The 21800-nt window shown below is 40.1% G+C and carries 18 protein-coding genes and 5 tRNA genes; 22 read left to right on the plus strand and 1 reads right to left on the minus strand.

All coding sequences use genetic code 11. The features are described from left to right. Position 1: 1 nt before the first annotated feature. On the plus strand, positions 2 to 1087 hold the full coding sequence (locus tag OQX62_RS03675; protein ID WP_265830045.1) for a hypothetical protein: 1086 nt from the start codon (positions 2 to 4) through the stop codon (positions 1085 to 1087). 26 nt (positions 1088 to 1113) lie between these two features. Next, positions 1114 to 2034 (plus strand): tail fiber domain-containing protein, encoded by a 921-nt coding sequence (locus tag OQX62_RS03680; protein WP_265830046.1) that lies wholly within the window; start codon positions 1114 to 1116, stop codon positions 2032 to 2034. Positions 2035 to 2104: 70 nt separating this feature from the next. Here OQX62_RS03680 and OQX62_RS03685 read toward each other — a convergent pair whose 3' ends face one another. Next, positions 2105 to 3856, minus strand: a complete 1752-nt coding sequence (locus tag OQX62_RS03685) for a lysophospholipid acyltransferase family protein (protein WP_265830047.1) — start codon at positions 3854 to 3856, stop codon at positions 2105 to 2107. Positions 3857 to 3934: 78 nt separating this feature from the next. Here OQX62_RS03685 and OQX62_RS03690 point away from each other — a divergent pair, with 78 nt between their 5' ends. The 20 genes from OQX62_RS03690 (at position 3935) to rpoC (ending at position 21785) form a co-directional block, all read left to right on the plus strand. Beyond that, on the plus strand, positions 3935 to 4825 hold the full coding sequence (locus OQX62_RS03690; RefSeq protein WP_265830048.1) for a ComEA family DNA-binding protein: 891 nt from the start codon (positions 3935 to 3937) through the stop codon (positions 4823 to 4825). A 1-nt stretch (position 4826) separates the two neighbouring features. Continuing rightward, a complete protein-coding gene (locus tag OQX62_RS03695; RefSeq protein WP_265830049.1) occupies positions 4827 to 5354 on the plus strand; it encodes an adenine phosphoribosyltransferase in 528 nt (175 codons plus the stop codon). Positions 5355 to 5520: 166 nt separating this feature from the next. Continuing rightward, entirely contained in the window at positions 5521 to 6684 is a 1164-nt protein-coding gene (locus OQX62_RS03700) for an acyl-CoA dehydrogenase family protein (RefSeq protein WP_265830050.1), read from the plus strand. Between the two features lie 209 nt (positions 6685 to 6893). Then, entirely contained in the window at positions 6894 to 7088 is a 195-nt protein-coding gene (gene rpsU / locus OQX62_RS03705; protein ID WP_041878250.1) for a 30S ribosomal protein S21, read from the plus strand. Between the two features lie 116 nt (positions 7089 to 7204). Then, positions 7205 to 8089 carry a tyrosine-type recombinase/integrase gene (locus OQX62_RS03710; protein ID WP_265830051.1) on the plus strand — a complete coding sequence of 295 codons (885 nt, stop codon included), beginning with the start codon at positions 7205 to 7207 and terminating at the stop codon, positions 8087 to 8089. Positions 8090 to 8104: 15 nt separating this feature from the next. Further along, the gene (gene hpf / locus OQX62_RS03715; protein ID WP_265830052.1) at positions 8105 to 8452 is read left to right on the plus strand and encodes a ribosome hibernation-promoting factor, HPF/YfiA family; all 348 of its coding nucleotides are present in this window, start codon (positions 8105 to 8107) and stop codon (positions 8450 to 8452) included. A 175-nt stretch (positions 8453 to 8627) separates the two neighbouring features. Then, positions 8628 to 8700 (plus strand) — tRNA-Thr (locus tag OQX62_RS03720). Between the two features lie 41 nt (positions 8701 to 8741). Next, positions 8742 to 8824 (plus strand) — tRNA-Tyr (locus tag OQX62_RS03725). 12 nt (positions 8825 to 8836) lie between these two features. Further along, positions 8837 to 8909 (plus strand) — tRNA-Gly (locus OQX62_RS03730). 37 nt (positions 8910 to 8946) lie between these two features. Next, positions 8947 to 9018, plus strand: a tRNA-Thr gene (locus OQX62_RS03735). Between the two features lie 129 nt (positions 9019 to 9147). Beyond that, positions 9148 to 10335: an elongation factor Tu gene (gene tuf, locus OQX62_RS03740; RefSeq protein WP_183865814.1), complete on the plus strand. Its 1188-nt coding sequence runs from the start codon at positions 9148 to 9150 to the stop codon at positions 10333 to 10335. Between the two features lie 77 nt (positions 10336 to 10412). Continuing rightward, positions 10413 to 10483, plus strand: a tRNA-Trp gene (locus OQX62_RS03745). 13 nt (positions 10484 to 10496) lie between these two features. Beyond that, positions 10497 to 10694, plus strand: a complete 198-nt coding sequence (gene secE / locus OQX62_RS03750; RefSeq protein WP_265830053.1) for a preprotein translocase subunit SecE — start codon at positions 10497 to 10499, stop codon at positions 10692 to 10694. Between the two features lie 9 nt (positions 10695 to 10703). After that, positions 10704 to 11246, plus strand: a complete 543-nt coding sequence (gene nusG, locus OQX62_RS03755; RefSeq protein WP_265830054.1) for a transcription termination/antitermination protein NusG — start codon at positions 10704 to 10706, stop codon at positions 11244 to 11246. A gap of 77 nt (positions 11247 to 11323) precedes the next feature. Beyond that, complete coding sequence (gene rplK, locus OQX62_RS03760; RefSeq protein WP_037443979.1) at positions 11324 to 11767, plus strand: 50S ribosomal protein L11; 444 nt, start codon at positions 11324 to 11326, stop codon at positions 11765 to 11767. A gap of 23 nt (positions 11768 to 11790) precedes the next feature. Further along, a complete protein-coding gene (gene rplA / locus OQX62_RS03765; RefSeq protein WP_265830055.1) occupies positions 11791 to 12489 on the plus strand; it encodes a 50S ribosomal protein L1 in 699 nt (232 codons plus the stop codon). A 2-nt stretch (positions 12490 to 12491) separates the two neighbouring features. Continuing rightward, positions 12492 to 13013 carry a 50S ribosomal protein L10 gene (gene rplJ / locus OQX62_RS03770; RefSeq protein WP_265830056.1) on the plus strand — a complete coding sequence of 174 codons (522 nt, stop codon included), beginning with the start codon at positions 12492 to 12494 and terminating at the stop codon, positions 13011 to 13013. 63 nt (positions 13014 to 13076) lie between these two features. After that, positions 13077 to 13451, plus strand: a complete 375-nt coding sequence (rplL, locus tag OQX62_RS03775) for a 50S ribosomal protein L7/L12 (RefSeq protein ID WP_265830057.1) — start codon at positions 13077 to 13079, stop codon at positions 13449 to 13451. Positions 13452 to 13604: 153 nt separating this feature from the next. After that, the gene (rpoB, locus tag OQX62_RS03780) at positions 13605 to 17408 is read left to right on the plus strand and encodes a DNA-directed RNA polymerase subunit beta (RefSeq protein WP_265830058.1); all 3804 of its coding nucleotides are present in this window, start codon (positions 13605 to 13607) and stop codon (positions 17406 to 17408) included. Between the two features lie 87 nt (positions 17409 to 17495). Next, positions 17496 to 21785: a DNA-directed RNA polymerase subunit beta' gene (gene rpoC / locus OQX62_RS03785; RefSeq protein ID WP_265830059.1), complete on the plus strand. Its 4290-nt coding sequence runs from the start codon at positions 17496 to 17498 to the stop codon at positions 21783 to 21785. Positions 21786 to 21800 lie beyond the last annotated feature (15 nt).

Consider the following 21800-nt stretch of genomic DNA (forward strand, 5'->3'; position numbering starts at 1 on the left):
TATGCAGATCAAACAAAAATGGAAAGGGTATATCAGGGCTGCGGTGATGGCACTGGTATTTTTAGCTCCGGGAATAGCTAATGCTCAATTTGTGGGTAATCCATTAATTCCTATGGAAGGGAAAGTAATTATTTACACGAATGATGCAAAAGGAGGGCATCACCAGGTGGCTACGATAGCCGCGCGTGATGCGATTACTGTAGTACGTCGTCAGCCTGGCATGCTGTGTACAGTAATGGATGATGGCACAGGTAAACCTAAAACCTACCAGCTGATCTGTGCAGATGAGGAAACTGCTTTGGCCAATAATACAAATTGGGTAGTTTTTGGTGGGGCCGGTGGCGGTGGTGCTGTTGGTGAATTTAATGGGAGTCGCCCGATTACCGGGGCTTATTATACGGGGGTTAATCCAGGAACGAATGATCTGGCCAAATGGATAGAGGCAGTTTTTTATCCTTCTTTGGGGCCATCTGCTGCATTAAGTGCCAGTCCCTCGGGAACGATTGAAATGGGTGCTGATGGCAATACTGCGGTGACCCTGAGCTGGACTGCTGGAAGGGCGGCTCAGACTGAACCCATCACCGAAATTATTGTAGACGGGAAGAATGTTTTTACTGCAAGTCCCGCTGCCGGGGCCACTGTCACCGGGACTGCTACAGCAAGCGTAGTCAATAAAACGAATAAGAGTTTTGTAATGAGTGTAAAAACATCAGACAATAAAACAGCATCAGCGCAGGCCAGTATCAGCTTCCAGTGGAAAAGATACTGGGGTTTTGTAAGCGGAGGAGATGATGGGGTGAGTTTTATTCCGACCAATGCACAAATTCTTGCTTTGAAAGGCAGTGCGTTTGCTACCAGTGCAGCAGCAACGAATTTGTCGTCAACACCAACTGGTCCTCAGAAGCTGGTCATTGCTTACCCTGCAGTCTGGGGTGGCTCTAAAATCACTGTGGGCGTGAACGACTCAACGGGTGCTTTTGATAAATTTACACAGTCATTTACCAATGCCAGTGGGGGAACAACAGATTATGTAATCTGGGTTCAAAAAGACAATACCGCTGCGGGTTTGACATTCTCTGTACAATAAAATATACCATACATAATAAGATAGCGATGAAACTAATTTATACACTTTGTTTAATAACCGGGCTGACTGTAGCTTCAGCCTCCGCACAAGTAAAGGTGATTGGAGCGGTGGAGCCTAATGATTTATCTGATAAATATCCTACACACAATGAAATCTACGGCAAGGGGGGCTTTCGTTCTGTGGCTACTGTTTTGGAAAGGGATAATATCACTCCCGCAAGGAGAAGTGAAGGAATGCTGGTTTATGTGATTGCAGATGCGAAGTTATACCAGTTGAAAGGTGGCGTTGCCAACGTGAACTGGACCGACGCCCAGTTTGGAGGAGGAAGCTCTACCACGATTGTACCGATCGACAAGGGGGGGACAGGGGCTATTACGGCTGAAGATGCAAGAACAAATCTTGGCCTGGGCAATTTATCCATTCAGAATAAAGATGCGGTAGAGATTACCAAAGGGGTGATCGACGGTACACTAATTGGTAACCTGACTCCTGAAAAAGGGAAATTCACTTTTCTGGATGTTAATTCTGAACTTACGGTAACCGGCCAGGTGATTGTAAATGGGGATATAAAGGCTACGGGGGATGTTACTGCCAATTCCGATATCAGAATCAAGAAAAACATTGTGAATATACCAGAAGTGTCTGAAAGCCTGAGGAGAATTCATGCTGTGTCGTATGACCGCAGTGATGTTGAGCTGCATCAGATCGGGTTTATCGCACAAAATGTGCAGGAATTTTTTCCTTCACTGATTAAGGTAGATACTGATGCGCGGAAAACGCTTTCTCTGAATTATCAGTCGATGACAGTTCCGCTATTAAAAGGATGGCAGGAACATGATGAGTTGATTGTTATTCAGCAGCGTGAATTAAAGGCTTTGAAGGACGAGGTGGCTGAATTGCAGAAAGCAGTAGCTGAATTGAAGCGCCTGATGAAACAGGCTAAATAATGAATGATTCCTATTGTTTTCAACCTTCCCGCCTTTTGTTATGCAAGGAAGATTGAAAATGATGGATTATTTAAAAGTTTTTACCGATTTTCTCTAACATCTCTGGTGGAATACTCTGCATATCCACAACCAGGAAGCCATCAAGACAATCAGAAAACTTAGGGTCTATATTGAAACAGATAATCTTTGCATTCAGGTTCATGTATTGTCTTAACATCACGGGAATCTTGATATGTGAGTTTTCGATATCAGAGATCAGTCCGTCCAGATCTTTGAGTGATTCACTGCTTTCAATCAGCAGGTCCTTATCTATAGCAGACAGATCTGCTTTGAACTTGTTTCGTGGTTTCACATAATGGCCAAGTTCATAATCGAAGTGATTTTTCGTAATAAAGTCGACAATCAGTGATTTGGAAAACTTGGAGAAATTATTACTGATACTTACCGGACCAAACATATAACGGTATTGTGGATTATCCAGCAGGTATTTTAGAATACCTTTCCATAACAGGAACAGGGGCAAAGCTTTTTGCTGGTATTCTTTACGGATCCAGGAGCGGCCCAGTTCTATACCCTGGCGTAATATAGGATAGAAAGGTTCTTTGATCTTGAAGAGTTCAGAAAGATAAAATCCTCTTTTACCCATGGTATTCAGAATTTCATCTCCTTTACCAATGCGGTAGGCGCCCACAATATTCTGTAATTCTTTATCCCATATAAAGAGATGATGGTAATAGATATCATAGTTGTCCAGGTCAATCTTCTTATTTGTACCTTCTCCCACTTCACGGAAAGTAATTTCCCTCAATCTGCCTATTTCCCTTAATACATTTGGGATATTGGCCGTAGGAGAAATATAAACTTCGTACTGTTTTTCGGTCCATACCCTATAGGCTTCCAGTTGTCCGATTTCTTCGGTCAGACTTTCTCTGGAGGTCTCCTCTACCACTGGCTCCGGTTTCTTCTTTATTTTAAACAGGTTGATAGGATTAAACAATTTCTTTTCCTCTTCAATGCCTGTACCTAATGCATAGGTACGTGCGCGCAGGAAGTCCAGCAGCTTATTGGTATTGTTGCGGTAAGAAATATCCTGGATATGGATAGGTTTCCCTATTCTGACTTTTATTTTTAAACCTTGTTTGTTTAAAAATTCTGAAGGTAGTTTTGCTGTACGCAGTGTAGGGTGTATAAAACTAAGGATATTGAATAATACACCGTTATTGCCATGGAAATAGATCGGCACTACAGGTACTTTGGATCTTGCGATCAGCTTTCCAACTACAGGATGCCATAACCGGTCGGTAATCTCCTGTTTATCCAGGCTGAACGTAGAAACCTCCCCTGCAGGGAATATCCCGATAGGGATACCATTCTGGAGCAGGTCGAAAGTAGCTTTGAGTCCGCTGATACTTGAAGAGTGCTGTACATTTTCGAAGGGGTTAACCGCGACAAAAAACTCATTCAGGTTAGGAATTTTCTGCAGGATAAAGTTGACCATTACTTTCGCTTCGGGTCTTACTGTACATAACAACTTCACCAGTGCCAGACCTTCTACACCGCCATAAGGATGATTTGCGATGGCAATGAAACCACCGGTTTTAGGAATATTACGCAGATCGTCTTCATCAAAATCAATGGAAACACCAATCGTTTCCAGTATCTTATCTACAAATTCTAAACCATTGAAGTGTTGATTCTGAGAGAAAACCTTGTTGATATCGTTCAGCTTCATCACTTCCATGAGCAAAGCGGCCAGGCCTGGTACTCCCAGTTTATCGATTTTAGTGGCTTTTGCAAATTCTTTGGTGGTTATGATCTTCATAAAATATTTAATAGTAGAAAACTTCGATCTCAAAAATAAGATTTATATTTCTAAATAACGGTAGTACATTAGAGGGACATGAGAAAATGGCTTAACATGTACTTTAGTTTCTCCAAAAGGGAATTTAACGGCTTGCTGATACTGGTTACGCTGGTGGCTTTTATTTCCCTGCTGCCTTACCTCCTGGAAGACAGGTGGAGGGTGGCGGAGCAGTCGGCAGGCGATCGTAAGGCAATTCAGGAGCTGACGATGATGATGGCAGAGGAGCAGTCTGACTGGCGGAATAACAAAGCTGGTGCAGACAGGACTAAAAGACCAATCTTGTTTAAATTCGATCCCAACCTGATTAGTGCAGCGCAATGGCAGCAATTGGGTTTATCCCCTAAGCAGGCTGCGGCAATTGTGAATTACAGATCTAAAGGAGGTAAATTTTACAAGCCCGAAGACTTAAAGAAGATGTATACGATTAGTGCCGCTTTGTATGAAGAGCTGCTTCCTTATGTGGTGATTGCCGGGAGCAGAGATAGCACCTATATAAATAAGTTGCCCGCCCGGATTAAAAAAACAGTAGCAGTGCTTATTGCGCTCAACACCGCTGATACACTTGAGCTGGATAAAATAAAAGGTATAGGTCCGGCTTTCGCCCGGCGGATTGTCAGCTATCGTGACAGGCTGGGTGGATTCTACAAAAAAGAGCAGCTGTTGGAAGTATTTGGACTGGATAGTCTGAAGTTTCAGGAGATTAAAGACCAGGTGTATGTAGATGAAGCGAAGGTGGTAAAGGTTAATCTGAATACAGCTGTTTACGAAACGCTGAAAAATCATCCTTATCTGAGGAGTAAACAGATAAATGCAATCCTACAATATAGGAAACAACACGGAAATTATAGTAATATTGCTGACTTAAAAAAGGTGGCTATTCTTTCCGCAACTGATGTGGAGAGACTGGAACCGTATTTTTCCTTTTAGTATGATTGAAACAAAAATTAAGCAAACCGTTCGCGATGTGAATGATTTCCCAAAAGCCGGAATCGTTTTTAAAGACATTACACCTATATTAAAGGATGCAGGCTTATGTCGCGAGATCATTGAGGCCCTTGCCGCTCAGCTTTCAGAATTGAAGATTGACGTTGTAGCGGGGATAGAAAGCAGAGGCTTTTTATTCGGCATGTCATTGGCACATCTTTTAAATGTTCCTTTTGTGCCGATCCGTAAAGCAGGTAAATTGCCTTATAAAACTATACAGCAGTCGTACGACCTGGAGTATGGCAGTGCAACACTGGAAGTGCATGAAGATGCAATTTTACCGGGCCAGCGTGTTTTGATCCATGATGATCTGCTGGCTACCGGCGGAACGGTAGTGGCGGCATCCCGACTGATTGAACAACTGGGCGCTGTTGTTGAAGGCTATTCCTTTATTATTGCACTGGCATTTTTGAATGGAAATGAGCGCCTGAAAGTTTTTTCTCCGAATAATTTTGCATTGGCTTCGTACTGATCAAAAAAATATTTAAAATATTATTTCTTTTTTTTCGGTGCCTGTATCGGTCTGGTCATATAAATAGACTGAATACCATTTCGTTCTACTCAGCAGCAAATAATCAATTGTTATGGAAGCAAAGATAATTTCTATACTTGTGCATTGACAGATAAATATGCAGGATATGTTAACGCAGGAAACAGGATATAACTTTAGTATCTCGGAAAATCAGGAGATGATTAGAGGAATGGTGAAGGATTTTGCAGAGAAGAACATTCGTGCAAATGTGATGGAATGGGATGAAGCGCAATATTTTCCTGTGGAAGTTTTCAAGAAACTGGGAGATCTTGGATTAATGGGCGTGCTTGTTCCTGAGATCTATGGAGGATCAGGACTGGGATACCAGGAATATGTAGACGTGATTGTGGAGGTTTCCAAAGTATGCGGATCAATTGGTTTATCTGTTGCTGCGCATAATTCTTTATGTACCGGGCATATCCTTGCTTTTGGTACTGAAGAGCAAAAGCATAAATGGCTGAGTAAGCTGGCGACGGCTGAATGGATTGGCGCATGGGGATTAACGGAAGCGAATACAGGTTCTGACGCCTTGCGGATGATGACTACAGCGACCCTTGATGGTGATCATTATGTGTTAAATGGTGCTAAAAACTGGATTACCCATGGTAAATCCGGGGACATAGCAGTAGTAATGGTCCGTACAGGAGAAAAGGGGGATTCGAAAGGTATTTCTGCGATTGTTGTTGAGCGGGGTACACCTGGTTTTTCTGCCGGTAAAAAAGAAAATAAGTTAGGGATGCGTGCATCCGAAACTACAGAAATGATATTTGATAATTGTCGTGTTCCGGCAGCCAACTTATTAGGTAATGTTGGTGACGGGTTTAAACAGGCAATGAAAGTTTTAGATGGAGGCAGAATTTCCATTGCTGCACTTTCCCTGGGAATTGCAAAAGGCGCATACGAAGCGGCTTTGGCTTATGCACAGGAAAGACATCAGTTCGGGCAACCGATCTCCAGTTTTCAGGCCATCAGCTTTAAACTTGCGGATATGGCGACTGAAATTGAAGCTGCTGAATTGCTGATCAGGCAGGCTGCGGATTTAAAGAACCGCGGGATGAAAATGACTAAAGAGTCTGCCATGGCCAAATACTTTGCTTCGGAAGTCGCAGTAAGAGCTGCTACGGAAGCAGTACAGATCTTTGGCGGCTATGGGTATACCAAGGACTTTCCGGTAGAGAAGTTTTACCGTGACAGCAAATTGTGTACGATAGGGGAGGGAACTTCTGAAATACAAAAAATAGTGATTGCAAGAGAAATATTAAATAAATAGTCTATCCAACAATACCCAATAATAATATTCTAACCAAATATAATTTACCAACCGGTGTGTGCAAACACACCGGTTTTCTTTTATACGCCGCGTAGGTCGCCGGGACATAAATCTCTAATCAGCAATTATTTAAGAATAATGTTAAATATTAAATTTTATTGTGTTACCTTTGCAGTCCTAAAAACAACGAGAGGAGGTATTTTAACGTTATGATCATAATTAATATTAAAGACGGCGAATCACTTGATAAAGCCCTTAAACGTTTCAAAAAGAAATTTGAAAAAACTGGTGTGTTAAGAGAATTACGTAGTCGTCAGGCATACGAGAAAAAATCTGTTGCTCGTCGTACACTAGTTAAACACGCGATTTACAAAGAAAATATGCACCTGGAAGGAAAAATCTAATTTCATTCCGTATATTTTATTTTAAATATATTAAGCGCTGCCGGATAATTCCGGTAGCGCTTTTTTTATATGTACTAAATTTGTACATTGAATTACAGAAAAAAATAACAGCATAAATGACGGTTGAATCCTTCTTGAAATATATAGAACAGGAGAAGCGCTATTCTTCACATACTGTACAGGCATACCGTACAGATCTCCTGCAGTTTACCAGTTTTATGGCAGAGGTTTATGAGTTGGCACCAGAGGAGGCGAAGTATATACATATCAGGGATTATATGGTTTATCTGATGGACGATAAGGTTGGTGCAAATTCTATAGGTCGTAAAATGTCTGCTTTGCGCAGTTACTATAAGTATATGCAGCGGATGAAACTCATTACCTCCAATCCGATGTCTTTAGTGAAGGCACCCAGGGCACCTAAGCGCTTACCAGTTTTTGTTGACGCAGCGCAAATGGACGATTTGCTGGATTCGGAAGAATTTTTTGATGAGACTTTTCCTTCTGTTCGCGATAAGATGGTGATTGAAACCTTATTCGGTACCGGAATGCGTTTGGCGGAATTGCTCGGACTCAGGCATGCTGATGTTAATTTTTATGAAGAAACCGTGAAGGTTTTGGGGAAAAGAAATAAAGAACGCATTATTCCAATCACCAAACAGCTTGCTGTTCAGCTAAAAGCGTACATTGAGTTAAAATCATTGCAGAATTTTAATAACAAAACGGATGGCTTATTCGTTACTAATAAGGGAGCGGCAGTTTATCCACGATTTATATATGACCTGGTCAATAGGTACCTGGCGTTTATATCTACACAGGATAAGAAGAGCCCCCATGTTTTAAGGCATTCTTATGCAACCAGTTTGTTAAACCGGGGTGCAGACCTGAATGCGATTAAAGAATTGCTTGGGCATGCCAGTTTAGCGGCTACGCAGGTATATACACACAATTCAATTGAAAGATTAAAAACAATATATAAACAAGCCCATCCAAAGGCATAAAAAAAGGAGGACAAAATGAAAATTACAGTTCAATCGATCCATTTCACTGCAGATGTTAAGTTGTTAGATTTTATACAGAAAAAAGTTGATAAGCTGGAGCAGTTCCACGATCAGATTATTAATGGTGAAGTGTATTTGAAATTAGAGAATGTCGATGATGAGGCAAATAAAATAAGTGAAATAAAATTGAGTGTTCCGGGCGGGGTTTTGTTTGCGAAAGAGCAATGTAAAACTTTTGAAGAGGCCACAGATTTATCAATTGAGTCCTTAAAAAAGCAAATTACCAAACATAAAGATAAAACAAGAGCAAAACTTTCTGAGCATAAGGCTAAGCTGAATGTGGATGAAGTAACTGATTATTAGGAGACTATTTTGATAAGCTCTGATGAAAAATCCGGTGGTTTAAAAACTCCCGGATTTTTTTTTAAAATAGTTTTGCAAGTATAAAATATTCTTGTAGATTTGCATTCCAATTCGGAACAGGGGTTAACCCATAAAGAGTTGGTTTGTTCTGTGAATGTTTAATAAAATTATACCAGCCTCCTTAGCTCAGCTGGTAGAGCAACTGACTTGTAATCAGTAGGTCATTGGTTCGATCCCGATAGGAGGCTCTTTTAAGCCCGCATTATTTCTTGTGGCGGTTTGAAAGAATGGGGGGATACCAGAGTGGCCAAATGGGACAGACTGTAACTCTGTTGTCGCAAGACTTCGAAGGTTCGAATCCTTCTCCCCCCACTTTAAAAAAAAGCGAAAGTAGCTCAGTTGGTAGAGCGATAGCCTTCCAAGCTATAGGTCGCGAGTTCGAACCTCGTCTTTCGCTCTCAATGAGCCGTCGGCAGATTGGTGAAATGGTTTAAGCCGACGTAGCTCAGCGGTAGAGCACTTCCTTGGTAAGGAAGAGGTCATGGGTTCGATTCCCATCGTTGGCTCAGGAATAAAGAATAAACAGGCTTTGTTAAATCTGTATTGATACAGAATGAACAAGGTCTTTTGTATTGAAATTGTATCAAAACAATAAATTAAAAATAAAAAGTTAACCTACTAATAAGTATAAAAACATGGCAAAAGAAAAGTTTGACCGCAGCAAGCCGCACTTAAACATCGGCACTATCGGTCACGTTGACCACGGTAAAACAACCTTAACAGCAGCTATCACTAAAGTGTTATCTGATGCTGGTTTATCTGAGGCGCGTTCATTTGATTCGATTGACTCTGCTCCAGAGGAAAAAGAAAGAGGTATCACTATCAACACAGCTCACGTTGAGTATTCAACAGCTAACCGTCACTATGCTCACGTTGACTGTCCAGGTCACGCGGATTACGTGAAAAACATGGTTACTGGTGCTGCGCAAATGGATGGTGCTATTATCGTTGTAGCGGCTACAGATGGTCCGATGCCACAAACTCGCGAGCACATTCTATTAGCTCGTCAGGTAGGTGTTCCTTCATTAGTTGTATTCATGAACAAAGTGGATATGGTTGACGATCCTGAATTACTGGAATTAGTAGAGATGGAAGTTCGTGAATTATTATCTTTCTATGATTTCCCTGGTGATGATATCCCTGTAATTCAAGGTTCTGCCTTAGGTGGTTTGAACGGTGATGAGAAATGGGTTGCTAAAATCATGGAATTAATGGATGCAGTAGATAGCTACATTCCAATCCCTCCACGTTTAACTGAGCTTCCATTCCTGATGCCTGTTGAGGACGTATTCTCGATCACTGGTCGTGGTACTGTTGCAACTGGTCGTATTGAGCGTGGTGTAATCAACTCAGGAGATCCTGTTGAGATCCTGGGTATGGGTGCTGAAAATCTTAAATCAACTGTAACAGGTGTTGAGATGTTCCGTAAGATCCTTGATTATGGTGAAGCAGGAGATAACGTAGGATTGTTATTACGTGGTATTGAGAAAACTGATATCCGTCGTGGTATGGTTATCTGCAAACCAGGTTCTGTAACTCCTCACACAGATTTCAAAGCTGAGATCTATGTATTATCAAAAGCAGAAGGTGGACGTCACACTCCATTCTTTAACAAATACCGTCCACAATTCTATTTCCGTACCACAGACGTTACTGGAGAGATCACTCTTCAAGAAGGAACTGAAATGGTTATGCCAGGTGATAACGTTACTATCAATGTTAAATTGATCAACGCAATCGCAATGGAAAAAGGACTTCGTTTCGCTATCCGTGAGGGTGGTAGAACAGTAGGTGCTGGTCAGGTAACTGAAATTGTAAAATAATTACGCATCCTTAGGGATTGTAATTAAATAATAAACAAAGTACTCAGGCGTTACTTCCTGAGTACTTTGCTACTAATACGGGAATAGTTCAACGGTAGAATAGAGGTCTCCAAAACCTTTGATCAGGGTTCGAATCCTTGTTCCCGTGCAAAAACTTAAATATGGCTGGTGTAGTTCAATTTTTTAAAGAATCATATGAAGAAATGACCCAGAAGGTTACCTGGCCTACATGGGGAGAACTTCAAAGTTCTGCAGTGTTGGTACTGGTAGCTTCATTTATTATTGCAGTTGTTATTTTTGCAATGGATAAAGGTTCTACGTTTGTTTTGGATACTTTCTATAAATCACTTTCTAATTAATATAGTTAAATGAGCGATCAGTTAAAATGGTATGTAGTTAGGGCGGTTAGCGGAAAAGAGAAGAAGGTAAAACAATACATCGATTCTGAAATTAGTCGTTTGGGTTTCTCTCATCTTGTTCCTCAGGTATTGATCCCTATGGAAAAATACTATCAAATGAAAGAGGGTAAAAAGATTGCGAAAGAACGCAACTTTTATCCTGGTTATGTTTTGATTGAGGCTACTTTAGACGGAGAGTTAGAGCACATTATAAAAAACGTAAATAGTGTAATTGGTTTCCTTGGAGACAAAGGTGGAAATCCGGTTCCTATGCGTCAGGCAGAAGTTAACAGGATTCTGGGTAAGGTTGATGAGATGAGCCAGCAAGGTGAAACGATGAACATTGCTTATTATGTTGGTGAGAACGTCAAAGTTATGGACGGACCTTTCAATGGTTTCACTGGTGTAATTGAAGAGGTTAACGAAGAAAAAAAGAAATTGAAAGTTATGGTTAAGATATTTGGACGTAAAACTCCTCTGGAACTTAACTATATGCAGGTTGAAAAAGAATAGAAATATTATATAAAGATCTTAAATGTTACTTGCTTCCAACATTATAACATTGAGTATTACAATTAACAAATCAGAAAATGGCAAAAGAAGTCAGTGCGCTTGTTAAATTACAAATCAAGGGTGGAGCTGCAAATCCATCACCACCGGTAGGACCTGCATTGGGTGCTAAAGGGGTGAACATCATGGAATTTTGCAAGCAGTTTAATGCTCGTACCCAAGATAAGCCTGGTAAAGTATTACCTGTTGTAATTACTGTTTATGCTGACAAGTCTTTCGAATTTATCATCAAAACCCCTCCTGTAGCTATCCAGTTAAAAGATGCTACTAAATTAGCGAGTGGTTCTGCTGAGCCCAACCGTAAGAAAGTTGGTTCGGTGACTTGGGATCAGGTTAAGTCAATTGCTGAAGATAAAATGACTGATTTAAATGCTTTCACTATCGAATCGGCAATGAGTATGGTTGCCGGTACAGCACGCAGTATGGGAATCACCGTTAGCGGCGATGCACCCTGGACAAATTAATTAACAAAAAACAGTTTACAACAGTGGCTAAATTAACAAAAAATCAAAAAAAGGCACATGCTAAACTAGAATCTGGAAAAACGTATTCTTTACAGGATGCGGCTGCTTTGGTAAAAGAAATCACTACAACTAAATTTGATGCTTCGGTTGATATCGATGTTTCATTAGGTGTAGATCCGCGTAAAGCGAACCAAATGGTTCGTGGTATCGCTACTTTACCACATGGTACAGGTAAAACTGTACGTGTATTAGTTCTTTGTAATCCTGATAAGGAAGAAGAAGCTAAAGCAGCAGGTGCAGATTTTGTAGGTTTAGACGAATATGTAGCCAAGATTGAAGGTGGATGGACAGATGTTGACATTATTATCACTACTCCTGCTTGTATGGCAAAAGTAGGTAAACTGGGCCGCGTTTTAGGTCCACGTAACCTTATGCCAAACCCAAAATCAGGTACTGTAACTAACGAAGTTGGTAAAGCAGTAACTGATGTTAAAGGCGGTAAGATTGATTTTAAAGTTGACAAAAGTGGTATCATTCATGCTTCGGTAGGAAAAGTATCATTCCCAGCAGAAAAAATATATGAAAATGCATTAGAAGTACTTCAGGTAATTTCTAAGCTAAAACCATCTGCAGCAAAAGGAACTTATTTTAAGAGCATTCACGTGTCTTCTACAATGAGTCCTGGAATCGCAATCGAAACTAAATCAGTAGCAGGTATTTAATTATGAACAGAGAAGAAAAACACGAAGTAGTTTCGGCTCTTCAAGAGAAGATGCAGGAATTCGGTAATTTCTATATTGCCGATACATCAAGCTTATCTGTTGAGAAAGTAAACAATATCCGTCGCAAATGTTTCGAAAGCGGTATTGAAATGCAGGTTGCTAAAAATACTTTGATCAGAAAAGCGATCGAAGGATTAGAAGGCGATAATTCAGAAATCTTTGAAGCATTAAAAGGCCAGTCAGCACTATTATTCTCTAAAGTAGGTAATAGCCCGGCTAAACTAATTAAAGCACTTAGAAAAGGTTCTGATAAACCTCAGTTAAAAGCAGCATACATCGACTCAGCGATCTTTGTTGGAGATAATCATTTAGATGCATTAGTAAGCTTGAAATCAAGAGAAGAGCTTATTGGAGACATCATTGGCTTGCTACAATCGCCAGCTAAAAATGTTATTTCAGCACTGAAATCTAGTGGTGGTAAAATCGCAGGAATTGTTAAAACTCTTCAGGAAAGAGAAGGTTAAGGAACACCTTATAAGTTCTATATTAATAAACACATTTACGTAAAATATTTAAACTCTATAAAAATGGCAGATTTAAAAGCGTTTGCTGAGCAATTGGTAAACTTAACAGTTAAAGAAGTTAACGAATTAGCTCAAATCCTTAAAGACGAGTATGGTATCGAACCAGCTGCTGCTGCAGTTGCTGTTGCAGGTCCTGCTGGTGATGCTGCTCCGGTAGCTGAAGAAAAATCTACTTTCGATGTAATCTTGAAAGAAGCTGGTGGTTCTAAATTAGCAGTTGTTAAGTTGGTAAAAGACTTAACTGGATTAGGTTTGAAAGAAGCTAAAGATTTAGTTGATGGTGCACCGAAAGAAGTTAAAACTGGTGTTTCTAAAGACGAAGCTAATGCTTTGAAAACTCAATTAGAAGAAGCTGGAGCTGTAGTTGAAGTTAAGTAATCACTTAATCTCAATATAACTTTAAACATAGACTCCGACTGTACAGTCGGAGTCTATACCTGTTTATATACATTTCATCTAAGTTTGGTTGGTGAGATGTTCACGGCAAACCAAACAAATAGTTTATTCTTAAACTAAATTAACTTTAGTACCTTGGCAAATAAAGTCGACCAGAGAGTAAATTTTGCACGTAGTAAGCACATCATAGATTACCCTGATTTTCTAGATGTACAGTTGCAATCCTTCAGAGAATTTTTCCAGATTGAAACTACTTCAGACAACCGTCATACAGAGGGATTGTTTAAAGTATTTGCGGAGAATTTTCCAATCACTGATTCCAGGAATATTTTCGTTTTGGAATTCCTTGATTATTTTATTGACCCACCGCGCTATGATATACCAGAGTGTATTGATCGTGGGTTAACTTATAGTGTTCCGCTAAAGGCAAAATTGAAATTGTCTTGTAATGATGCAGAGCACGAAGATTTCGAAACCATTATCCAGGATGTTTATTTAGGTACTATACCTTACATGACTCCTAAAGGTACATTCGTGATCAACGGTGCAGAGCGTGTAATTGTTTCTCAGTTACACAGGTCTCCGGGTGTGTTTTTCGGCCAGAGCCGTCACACTAACGGAACTAAATTATATTCTGCCCGTGTTATTCCATTCAAAGGATCATGGATCGAGTTTGCTACTGACGTAAACAATGTCATGTATGCTTATATCGACCGTAAGAAGAAATTCCCTGTTACCACGTTATTGCGTGCTATTGGTTATGATTCGGATAAAGATATCCTTGAATTGTTTGACTTGGCGGATGAAGTAAAAGTTAGCAAGTCGGGCCTTAAAAAATACATCGGACGTAAACTTGCGGCCAGGGTATTAAGAAAATGGGTTGAAGATTTTGTTGATGAGGATACTGGTGAGGTTGTTTCTATTGACCGTAACGAAGTAATCCTTGATAGGGACACCGTTTTAGAGGATGAGCATATTGATATGATCATTGATGCTGGCGTTAAAACTATCATTTTATCTAAAGACGACGGTGCTAGTCAGGCTGATTACACTATCATATACAATACTTTACAAAAAGATACATCAAACTCAGAAAAGGAGGCTGTTGAAAACATCTATCGTGCTTTGCGTAATGCGGAACCACCTGATGAGGAAACTGCAAGGGGTATCATTGAGCGTTTGTTCTTCTCGGACAAACGTTATGACTTAGGAGATGTTGGTCGTTACCGCATCAACCGTAAGTTGAAAATGGATACGCCTGATCACGTGAAAGTATTGACAAAAGCAGATATTATTGCGATTGTAAAATACCTGATCAAATTGATCAACTCTAAAGAAGAGGTGGATGATATTGACCACTTGTCAAATCGTCGTGTACGTACAGTAGGTGAGCAGTTATATGCTCAGTTTGGTGTAGGTTTAGCGCGTATGGCACGTACAATCCGTGAGCGGATGAACATTCGTGACAATGAGGTTTTCACGCCAACAGATTTGATTAATGCCCGTACTTTGTCGTCGGTTATTAATTCCTTCTTTGGTACCAACCAGTTGTCACAGTTTATGGACCAGACGAATCCTCTGGCGGAGATTACGCACAAGCGTCGTCTTTCAGCTTTAGGTCCGGGTGGTCTTTCACGTGAGCGTGCAGGTTTTGAGGTACGTGACGTTCACTACACTCACTACGGCAGGTTATGTACGATTGAAACACCAGAGGGACCAAACATTGGTTTGATTTCCTCACTTTGTGTTCATGCGAAGATCAACACATTAGGATTTATAGAAACGCCATACAAAATCGTAAAAGATGGTATCGTAGCTGTAGACGAAGATGTGATTTACCTTTCTGCTGAAGATGAGGATGGTAAAACGATTGCACAGGCAAATGCGGAATACGATGATAAAGGTAATTTCACTACACCACGTGTTAAAGCACGTTATGAGGGTGACTTCCCGATTATTGAGCCGGAGAAATTAGATTTAATGGACGTTGCTCCAAATCAGATTACTTCGATTGCAGCTTCGTTGATTCCTTTCCTGGAGCATGATGATGCAAACAGGGCCCTGATGGGATCCAACATGCAACGTCAGGCCGTACCATTGTTACGTCCTGAAGCGCCGATTGTTGGTACTGGTCTGGAAGGCCGTGTTGCGCGTGACTCAAGAACATTAATCAATGCTGAAGGCGATGGTGTTGTTGAATACGTAGATGCAAATGAAATCACTATTAAATATGTAAGAAACGATAACGATCGTTTGGTATCATTTGAGGGTGACAGTAAAACATATAAACTGATCAAATTCAAGAAAACCAATCAAAACACTTGTATCAACTTAAAGCCAATTGTTAAAAAAGGACAGAAAGTTGTTAAAGGACAAGTTTTATGTGAAGGTTATGCAACTGAAAATGGCGAGTTAGCATTGGGTAGAAACTTAAAAGTTGCGTTCATGCCTTGGCAGGGATATAACTTTGAGGATGCGATTGTAATCTCTGAGCGTATTGTTCGTGAAGATATCTTCACTTCATTACACATTGAGGAGTTTGAATTAGAAGTACGTGATACTAAACGTGGAGAAGAGGAATTAACACCGGATATCCCTAACGTTTCAGAAGAAGCTACTAAAGATTTAGATGAGAATGGTATCATCCGTATCGGTGCTGAAGTTAAAGAAGGCGATATCCTGATTGGTAAGATTACACCAAAAGGAGAATCTGATCCTTCACCAGAGGAGAAATTACTGCGTGCGATTTTTGGAGATAAAGCAGGTGATGTGAAAGATGCATCATTGAAAACACCTCCATCAATCAAAGGTGTGGTAATTGACACTAAGTTATTCTCAAGAGCTAAGAAAACTACTAAAGCTGAAGAAAAAGCAGCGATAGAGAAATTGGATAAGAGATATAACCTGGCTACAACGAACCTTAAAAACGAATTGGTAGAGAAATTGTTCCAGATTGTAAATGGAAAAACATCTCAGGGTGTATTCAACGTTTACAAGGAACTGTTATTTGCTAAGGGTGCTAAGTTTACGCAGAAAAGTTTAGCTGATTTAGAGTTTGCTCACATCAATCCATATAAATGGACAACTGATGATGACAAAAATGATCAGATTAAATTATTGATCCATAACTATGGTATCCGCGTAAACGAAGAGCTGGGTGCATACAAACGTGATAAATTTGCCATCAGTGTTGGTGACGAATTGCCTTCAGGTATTGTGCAGATGGCTAAAGTTTATGTAGCTAAAAAACGTAAATTAAAAGTAGGTGATAAGATGGCTGGTCGTCACGGTAATAAGGGTATTGTTGCCCGTATCGTTCGTGATGAAGATATGCCTTTCCTTGATGATGGAACTCCTGTTGATATCGTGTTGAACCCACTGGGTGTACCTTCACGTATGAACTTAGGTCAGATCTATGAGACTGTGCTGGCATGGGCCGGAAAAGAATTGGGTGTGAAATTTGCAACTCCGATCTTTGATGGTGCTAAACATCATGAAGTTGAAGAGTGGATCGCTAAAGCTGGTGTTCCTGCTTCAGGAAGAACCTATTTACATAACGGTTTAACGGGTGAGAAATTTGACCAGCCAACTACAGTAGGTATTATCTACATGCTGAAACTGGGTCACATGGTTGATGATAAAATGCACGCACGTTCTATCGGACCATATTCATTGATTACACAACAGCCATTGGGTGGTAAAGCCCAGTTTGGTGGTCAGCGTTTCGGTGAGATGGAGGTTTGGGCATTAGAGGCATTCGGTGCAGCTAATATTCTACAAGAGATCCTGACTGTGAAGTCTGATGATGTAATTGGTAGAGCCAAAACTTATGAAGCAATTGTAAAAGGCGAGAACCTTCCAACTCCAGGGGTACCGGAATCATTTAATGTACTGGTACATGAGTTACGTGGATTAGGTTTAGATATTACGTTAGACTAATGTTGAATTTTTTAATGCTGGAATGGACAAGGTTAAGCCCTCTATCCATTCCGGCTTTTTAAATTTTCAAATTCAAACAACAGAGCTATGTCTTACAAAAAGGATAATAAATTAAAAAGCAATTTCACCTCGATTACCATTAGTTTGGCATCGCCGGAGGCTATTTTAGAGCGCTCTAGTGGTGAGGTGTTAAAACCTGAGACTATTAATTACCGTACTTACAAACCAGAACGTGATGGTCTGTTTTGCGAGCGTATTTTTGGTCCGGTAAAAGATTACGAATGCCACTGTGGTAAATACAAACGTATCCGTTATAAAGGTATTGTTTGCGACCGTTGTGGTGTTGAGGTAACAGAGAAAAAAGTACGTAGAGAGCGTATGGGACATATCAGTTTGGTAGTTCCTGTTGCACATATCTGGTATTTCCGTTCTTTACCTAACAAAATTGGTTATTTATTAGGCCTTCCTACCAAAAGATTAGATTTGATCATTTACTACGAACGCTATGTAGTCATTCAGTCTGGTTTAATGGAAGGTGAAGGAATTCAGTATATGGATTTCTTGACTGAGGAAGAGTACCTTGATATTTTAGATAAATTACCTAAGGAAAACCAATATTTGGATGATAAAGATCCTAATAAATTCATCGCCAAAATGGGTGCTGAAGCATTAGAAGATTTATTGAAACGTATTGACTTAGATACTTTATCTTATAATTTACGTCACCAGGCAGCAAACGAAACTTCACAACAACGTAAAAACGAAGCATTAAAACGTTTACAGGTTGTTGAGGCTTTCCGTGGTGCAAGAACCCGTATTGAGAATAACCCTGAGTGGATGATCATTAAGATTGTTCCAGTTATTCCACCGGAATTGCGTCCGTTAGTACCACTTGAAGGTGGTCGTTTTGCGACTTCAGATTTAAATGATTTATATCGTCGTGTAATTATCCGTAACAATCGTTTAAAACGTCTGATCGAGATTAAAGCACCAGAGGTTATTTTACGTAACGAGAAACGTATGTTGCAGGAAGCTGTGGATTCGTTGTTCGATAACTCACGTAAAGTAAATGCGGTAAAAACTGAAGGTAACCGTGCTTTGAAATCTCTTTCAGATATCCTGAAAGGTAAACAAGGTCGTTTCCGTCAGAATTTATTAGGTAAACGTGTGGATTATTCTGCCCGTTCGGTAATTGTTGTAGGTCCTAACCTGAAATTACATGAATGCGGTTTACCTAAAGATATGGCTGCTGAGCTATTCAAACCGTTTATCATTCGTAAGATGATAGAAAGAGGTATTGTGAAAACGGTTAAATCTGCAAAGAAAATCGTTGACAGAAAAGATCCTTTGGTTTGGGATATCCTTGAAAATGTATTGAAAGGTCATCCGGTTCTGCTGAATCGTGCACCAACACTACACAGATTAGGTATCCAGTCTTTCCAGCCTAAATTAGTTGAAGGAAAAGCAATCCAGTTACACCCCTTAGTGTGTACTGCATTCAACGCCGATTTTGACGGTGACCAGATGGCTGTGCATTTACCTTTGGGTCATGCGGCAATTTTGGAAGCCCAGGTGTTGATGTTAGCCGCACACAACATTCTGAATCCTGCAAATGGTACGCCAATTACGGTTCCATCTCAGGATATGGTTTTGGGTCTTTATTATATTACTAAAGGCCGCAGAACTGACGAAGGACGTGTGGTTAAAGGACAGGATTCATCATTCTATTCTCCGGAAGAGGTGATCATTGCTTACAATGAGAAACAATTAGATCTTCATGCTTTCATTAAAGTGAAAGTAAACGTTAAAGGTGATGATGGTGTAATTGTTAATAAATTAACAGAAACCACTGTAGGTCGTGTATTATTTAATCAAATGGTACCGGAAGAAGTGGGTTATATCAATGAATTGCTGACTAAAAAATCTCTTAGAGATATTATTGGTCATGTAGTGAAGATTACTGGTATGGCTCGTGCAGCAAGATTCCTTGATGATATTAAGGAATTAGGTTTCCAAATGGCGTTCCGCGGAGGATTATCATTTAACTTGATGGATGTGAACATCCCTGTAGAGAAACATGCTTTATTAGAGCAGGCTTCTGCAGAAGTTGATGAGGTGAGGAATAACTATAACATGGGATTCATTACCAACAACGAACGTTACAATCAGATTATCGATATCTGGACACGTATCAATAACCGTTTAACATCATTCGTGATGACTCAGTTATCTAGCGATAACCAAGGATTTAACTCGGTATATATGATGCTTGACTCTGGAGCACGTGGATCTAAAGAGCAGATTCGTCAGCTTTGCGGAATGCGTGGTCTGATGGCAAAACCTCAGAAATCAGGTTCAGGTGGGGAGATTATTGAAAATCCGATTTTATCTAACTTTAAAGAAGGACTATCAGTATTAGAATACTTTATCTCTACCCACGGTGCACGTAAAGGTTTGGCGGATACAGCGTTAAAAACTGCAGATGCTGGTTACCTGACACGTCGTTTACATGACGTAGCACAGGATATGATTGTAAATTCTGCTGATTGCGGTACTTTAAGAGGTATGTACACTACTGCCCTGAAAGATAACGAGGATATTGTTGAGCCGTTATATGACAGGATTTTAGGTCGTATTTCATTGCATGATGTATTTAACCCGCTTGATGGTGCATTATTGGTAGGTGCTGGTGATGATATCGATGAAGATATCGCAAAAGCAATCGAAGAGTCTCCTTTAGAAGGTGTAGAAATACGTTCAGTATTAACCTGCGAAAATAAAAGAGGTGTTTGTGCACTTTGTTACGGACGTAACCTTGCAACTGGTAAACGTGTTCAGAAAGGTGAAGCTGTCGGCGTAATTGCTGCTCAGTCAATCGGTGAGCCGGGTACACAGTTAACATTACGTACGTTCCACGTGGGTGGTACTGCATCGAACATTGCAGCTGAATCTCAGATCAATGCGAAGTTTGATGGTATCATAGAATTTGAAAACGTTCGTACTGTAGCAAACGATACAGGTGAAGAAGGTGTTAAACAAATTGTATTAGGACGTTCTGGCGAGTTTAAAATCGTTGAAGAAGGTACTGGTAAAGTGATCATGACTAACAATATCCCTTATGGTTCATTCTTGTACGTTGAAGAAGGAGCTAAGATTACTAAAGGTGATAAGATTTGTTCATGGGATCCATATAATGCGGTAATTATCTCTGAGTTTGCTGGTAAGATTGAATTTGACGCGATCATTGAAGGTGTTACCTTCCGTGAAGAGTCGGACGAACAAACTGGTCACCGTGAGAAAGTAATTATTGATACACGTGATAAAACTAAAAATCCATCTGTAAAAGTTGTTGATAAAAAAGGTGAGGTCATCAGACAGTATAACATTCCTGTAGGTGCCCACGTTTCTATCGATGATGGAGAGGCAGTTAAAACAGGACAAATTCTTGTTAAGATTCCTCGTGCAACTGGTAAAACAAGGGATATTACGGGTGGTTTACCACGTGTAACTGAATTATTCGAAGCACGTAATCCTTCTAACCCGGCTGTAGTAACCGAGATTGATGGTGTTGTAGCTTTAGGTGGTGTGAAACGTGGTAACCGTGAGATGACTATCGAATCAAAAGATGGTGAGATCAAAAAATATCTTGTACCATTGTCTAAACACATCCTTGTTCAGGATAATGACTTTGTGAAAGCTGGTATGCCATTATCAGACGGATCGATTTCTCCTGCGGATATTTTAGCAATTAAAGGCCCTGCGGCTGTACAGGAATACTTAGTAAATGGTATACAAGAGGTTTACCGTTTACAAGGTGTGAAAATCAATGATAAACACTTTGAGGTTATCGTGCATCAGATGATGCAGAAAGTTCATATTGAAGATCCGGGAGATACTACGTTCTTAGAGAACAACTCTGTTGACCGTTGGGACTTCATGATTGAGAACGATGATATCTATGACAAAAAAGTTGTTGTTGAAGCTGGTGATTCAAACACTGTGAAACCAGGTCAGATTCTTTCATTACGTAAATTAAGAGATGAGAATTCTCAGTTAAAACGTAAAGATTTGAAACAGATCGAAGTTCGTGATGCAAGACCTGCAACTGCAAGTTCTGTATTACAAGGTATCACACGTGCATCATTAGGTACGAAATCATTCATCTCTGCAGCTTCCTTCCAGGAAACTACTAAAGTATTGAACGAAGCAGCTATAGCTGGTAAACGTGACAATATGCTTGGATTGAAAGAAAACGTAATCGTTGGTCACCTGATTCCTTCAGGTACTGGTGTACGTGGATATGAACGTATCATTGTTGGTTCACAAGAAGAGTACGATAAATTATTAGCTTCGAAACAAGAAGAAGTAGAAGCTTAATTCTTTAAATATTAA

This window comes from Pedobacter sp. MR2016-24, from assembly GCF_026239655.1.
GTDB lineage: Bacteria > Bacteroidota > Bacteroidia > Sphingobacteriales > Sphingobacteriaceae > Pedobacter.

Excerpts from the sequence above, each read along its gene's own strand:
- OQX62_RS03675 (WP_265830045.1), top strand. The coding sequence starts at position 2 with ATGCAGATCAAACAAAAATGGAAAGGGTATATCAGGGCTGCGGTGATG.
- OQX62_RS03680 (WP_265830046.1), top strand. The coding sequence starts at position 1,114 with ATGAAACTAATTTATACACTTTGTTTAATAACCGGGCTGACTGTAGCT.
- OQX62_RS03685 (WP_265830047.1), bottom strand. The coding sequence starts at position 3,856 with ATGAAGATCATAACCACCAAAGAATTTGCAAAAGCCACTAAAATCGAT.
- OQX62_RS03690 (WP_265830048.1), top strand. The coding sequence starts at position 3,935 with ATGAGAAAATGGCTTAACATGTACTTTAGTTTCTCCAAAAGGGAATTT.
- OQX62_RS03695 (WP_265830049.1), top strand. The coding sequence starts at position 4,827 with ATGATTGAAACAAAAATTAAGCAAACCGTTCGCGATGTGAATGATTTC.
- OQX62_RS03700 (WP_265830050.1), top strand. The coding sequence starts at position 5,521 with ATGTTAACGCAGGAAACAGGATATAACTTTAGTATCTCGGAAAATCAG.
- rpsU (WP_041878250.1), top strand. The coding sequence starts at position 6,894 with ATGATCATAATTAATATTAAAGACGGCGAATCACTTGATAAAGCCCTT.
- OQX62_RS03710 (WP_265830051.1), top strand. The coding sequence starts at position 7,205 with ATGACGGTTGAATCCTTCTTGAAATATATAGAACAGGAGAAGCGCTAT.
- hpf (WP_265830052.1), top strand. The coding sequence starts at position 8,105 with ATGAAAATTACAGTTCAATCGATCCATTTCACTGCAGATGTTAAGTTG.
- tuf (WP_183865814.1), top strand. The coding sequence starts at position 9,148 with ATGGCAAAAGAAAAGTTTGACCGCAGCAAGCCGCACTTAAACATCGGC.
- secE (WP_265830053.1), top strand. The coding sequence starts at position 10,497 with ATGGCTGGTGTAGTTCAATTTTTTAAAGAATCATATGAAGAAATGACC.
- nusG (WP_265830054.1), top strand. The coding sequence starts at position 10,704 with ATGAGCGATCAGTTAAAATGGTATGTAGTTAGGGCGGTTAGCGGAAAA.
- rplK (WP_037443979.1), top strand. The coding sequence starts at position 11,324 with ATGGCAAAAGAAGTCAGTGCGCTTGTTAAATTACAAATCAAGGGTGGA.
- rplJ (WP_265830056.1), top strand. The coding sequence starts at position 12,492 with ATGAACAGAGAAGAAAAACACGAAGTAGTTTCGGCTCTTCAAGAGAAG.
- rplL (WP_265830057.1), top strand. The coding sequence starts at position 13,077 with ATGGCAGATTTAAAAGCGTTTGCTGAGCAATTGGTAAACTTAACAGTT.
- rpoC (WP_265830059.1), top strand. The coding sequence starts at position 17,496 with ATGTCTTACAAAAAGGATAATAAATTAAAAAGCAATTTCACCTCGATT.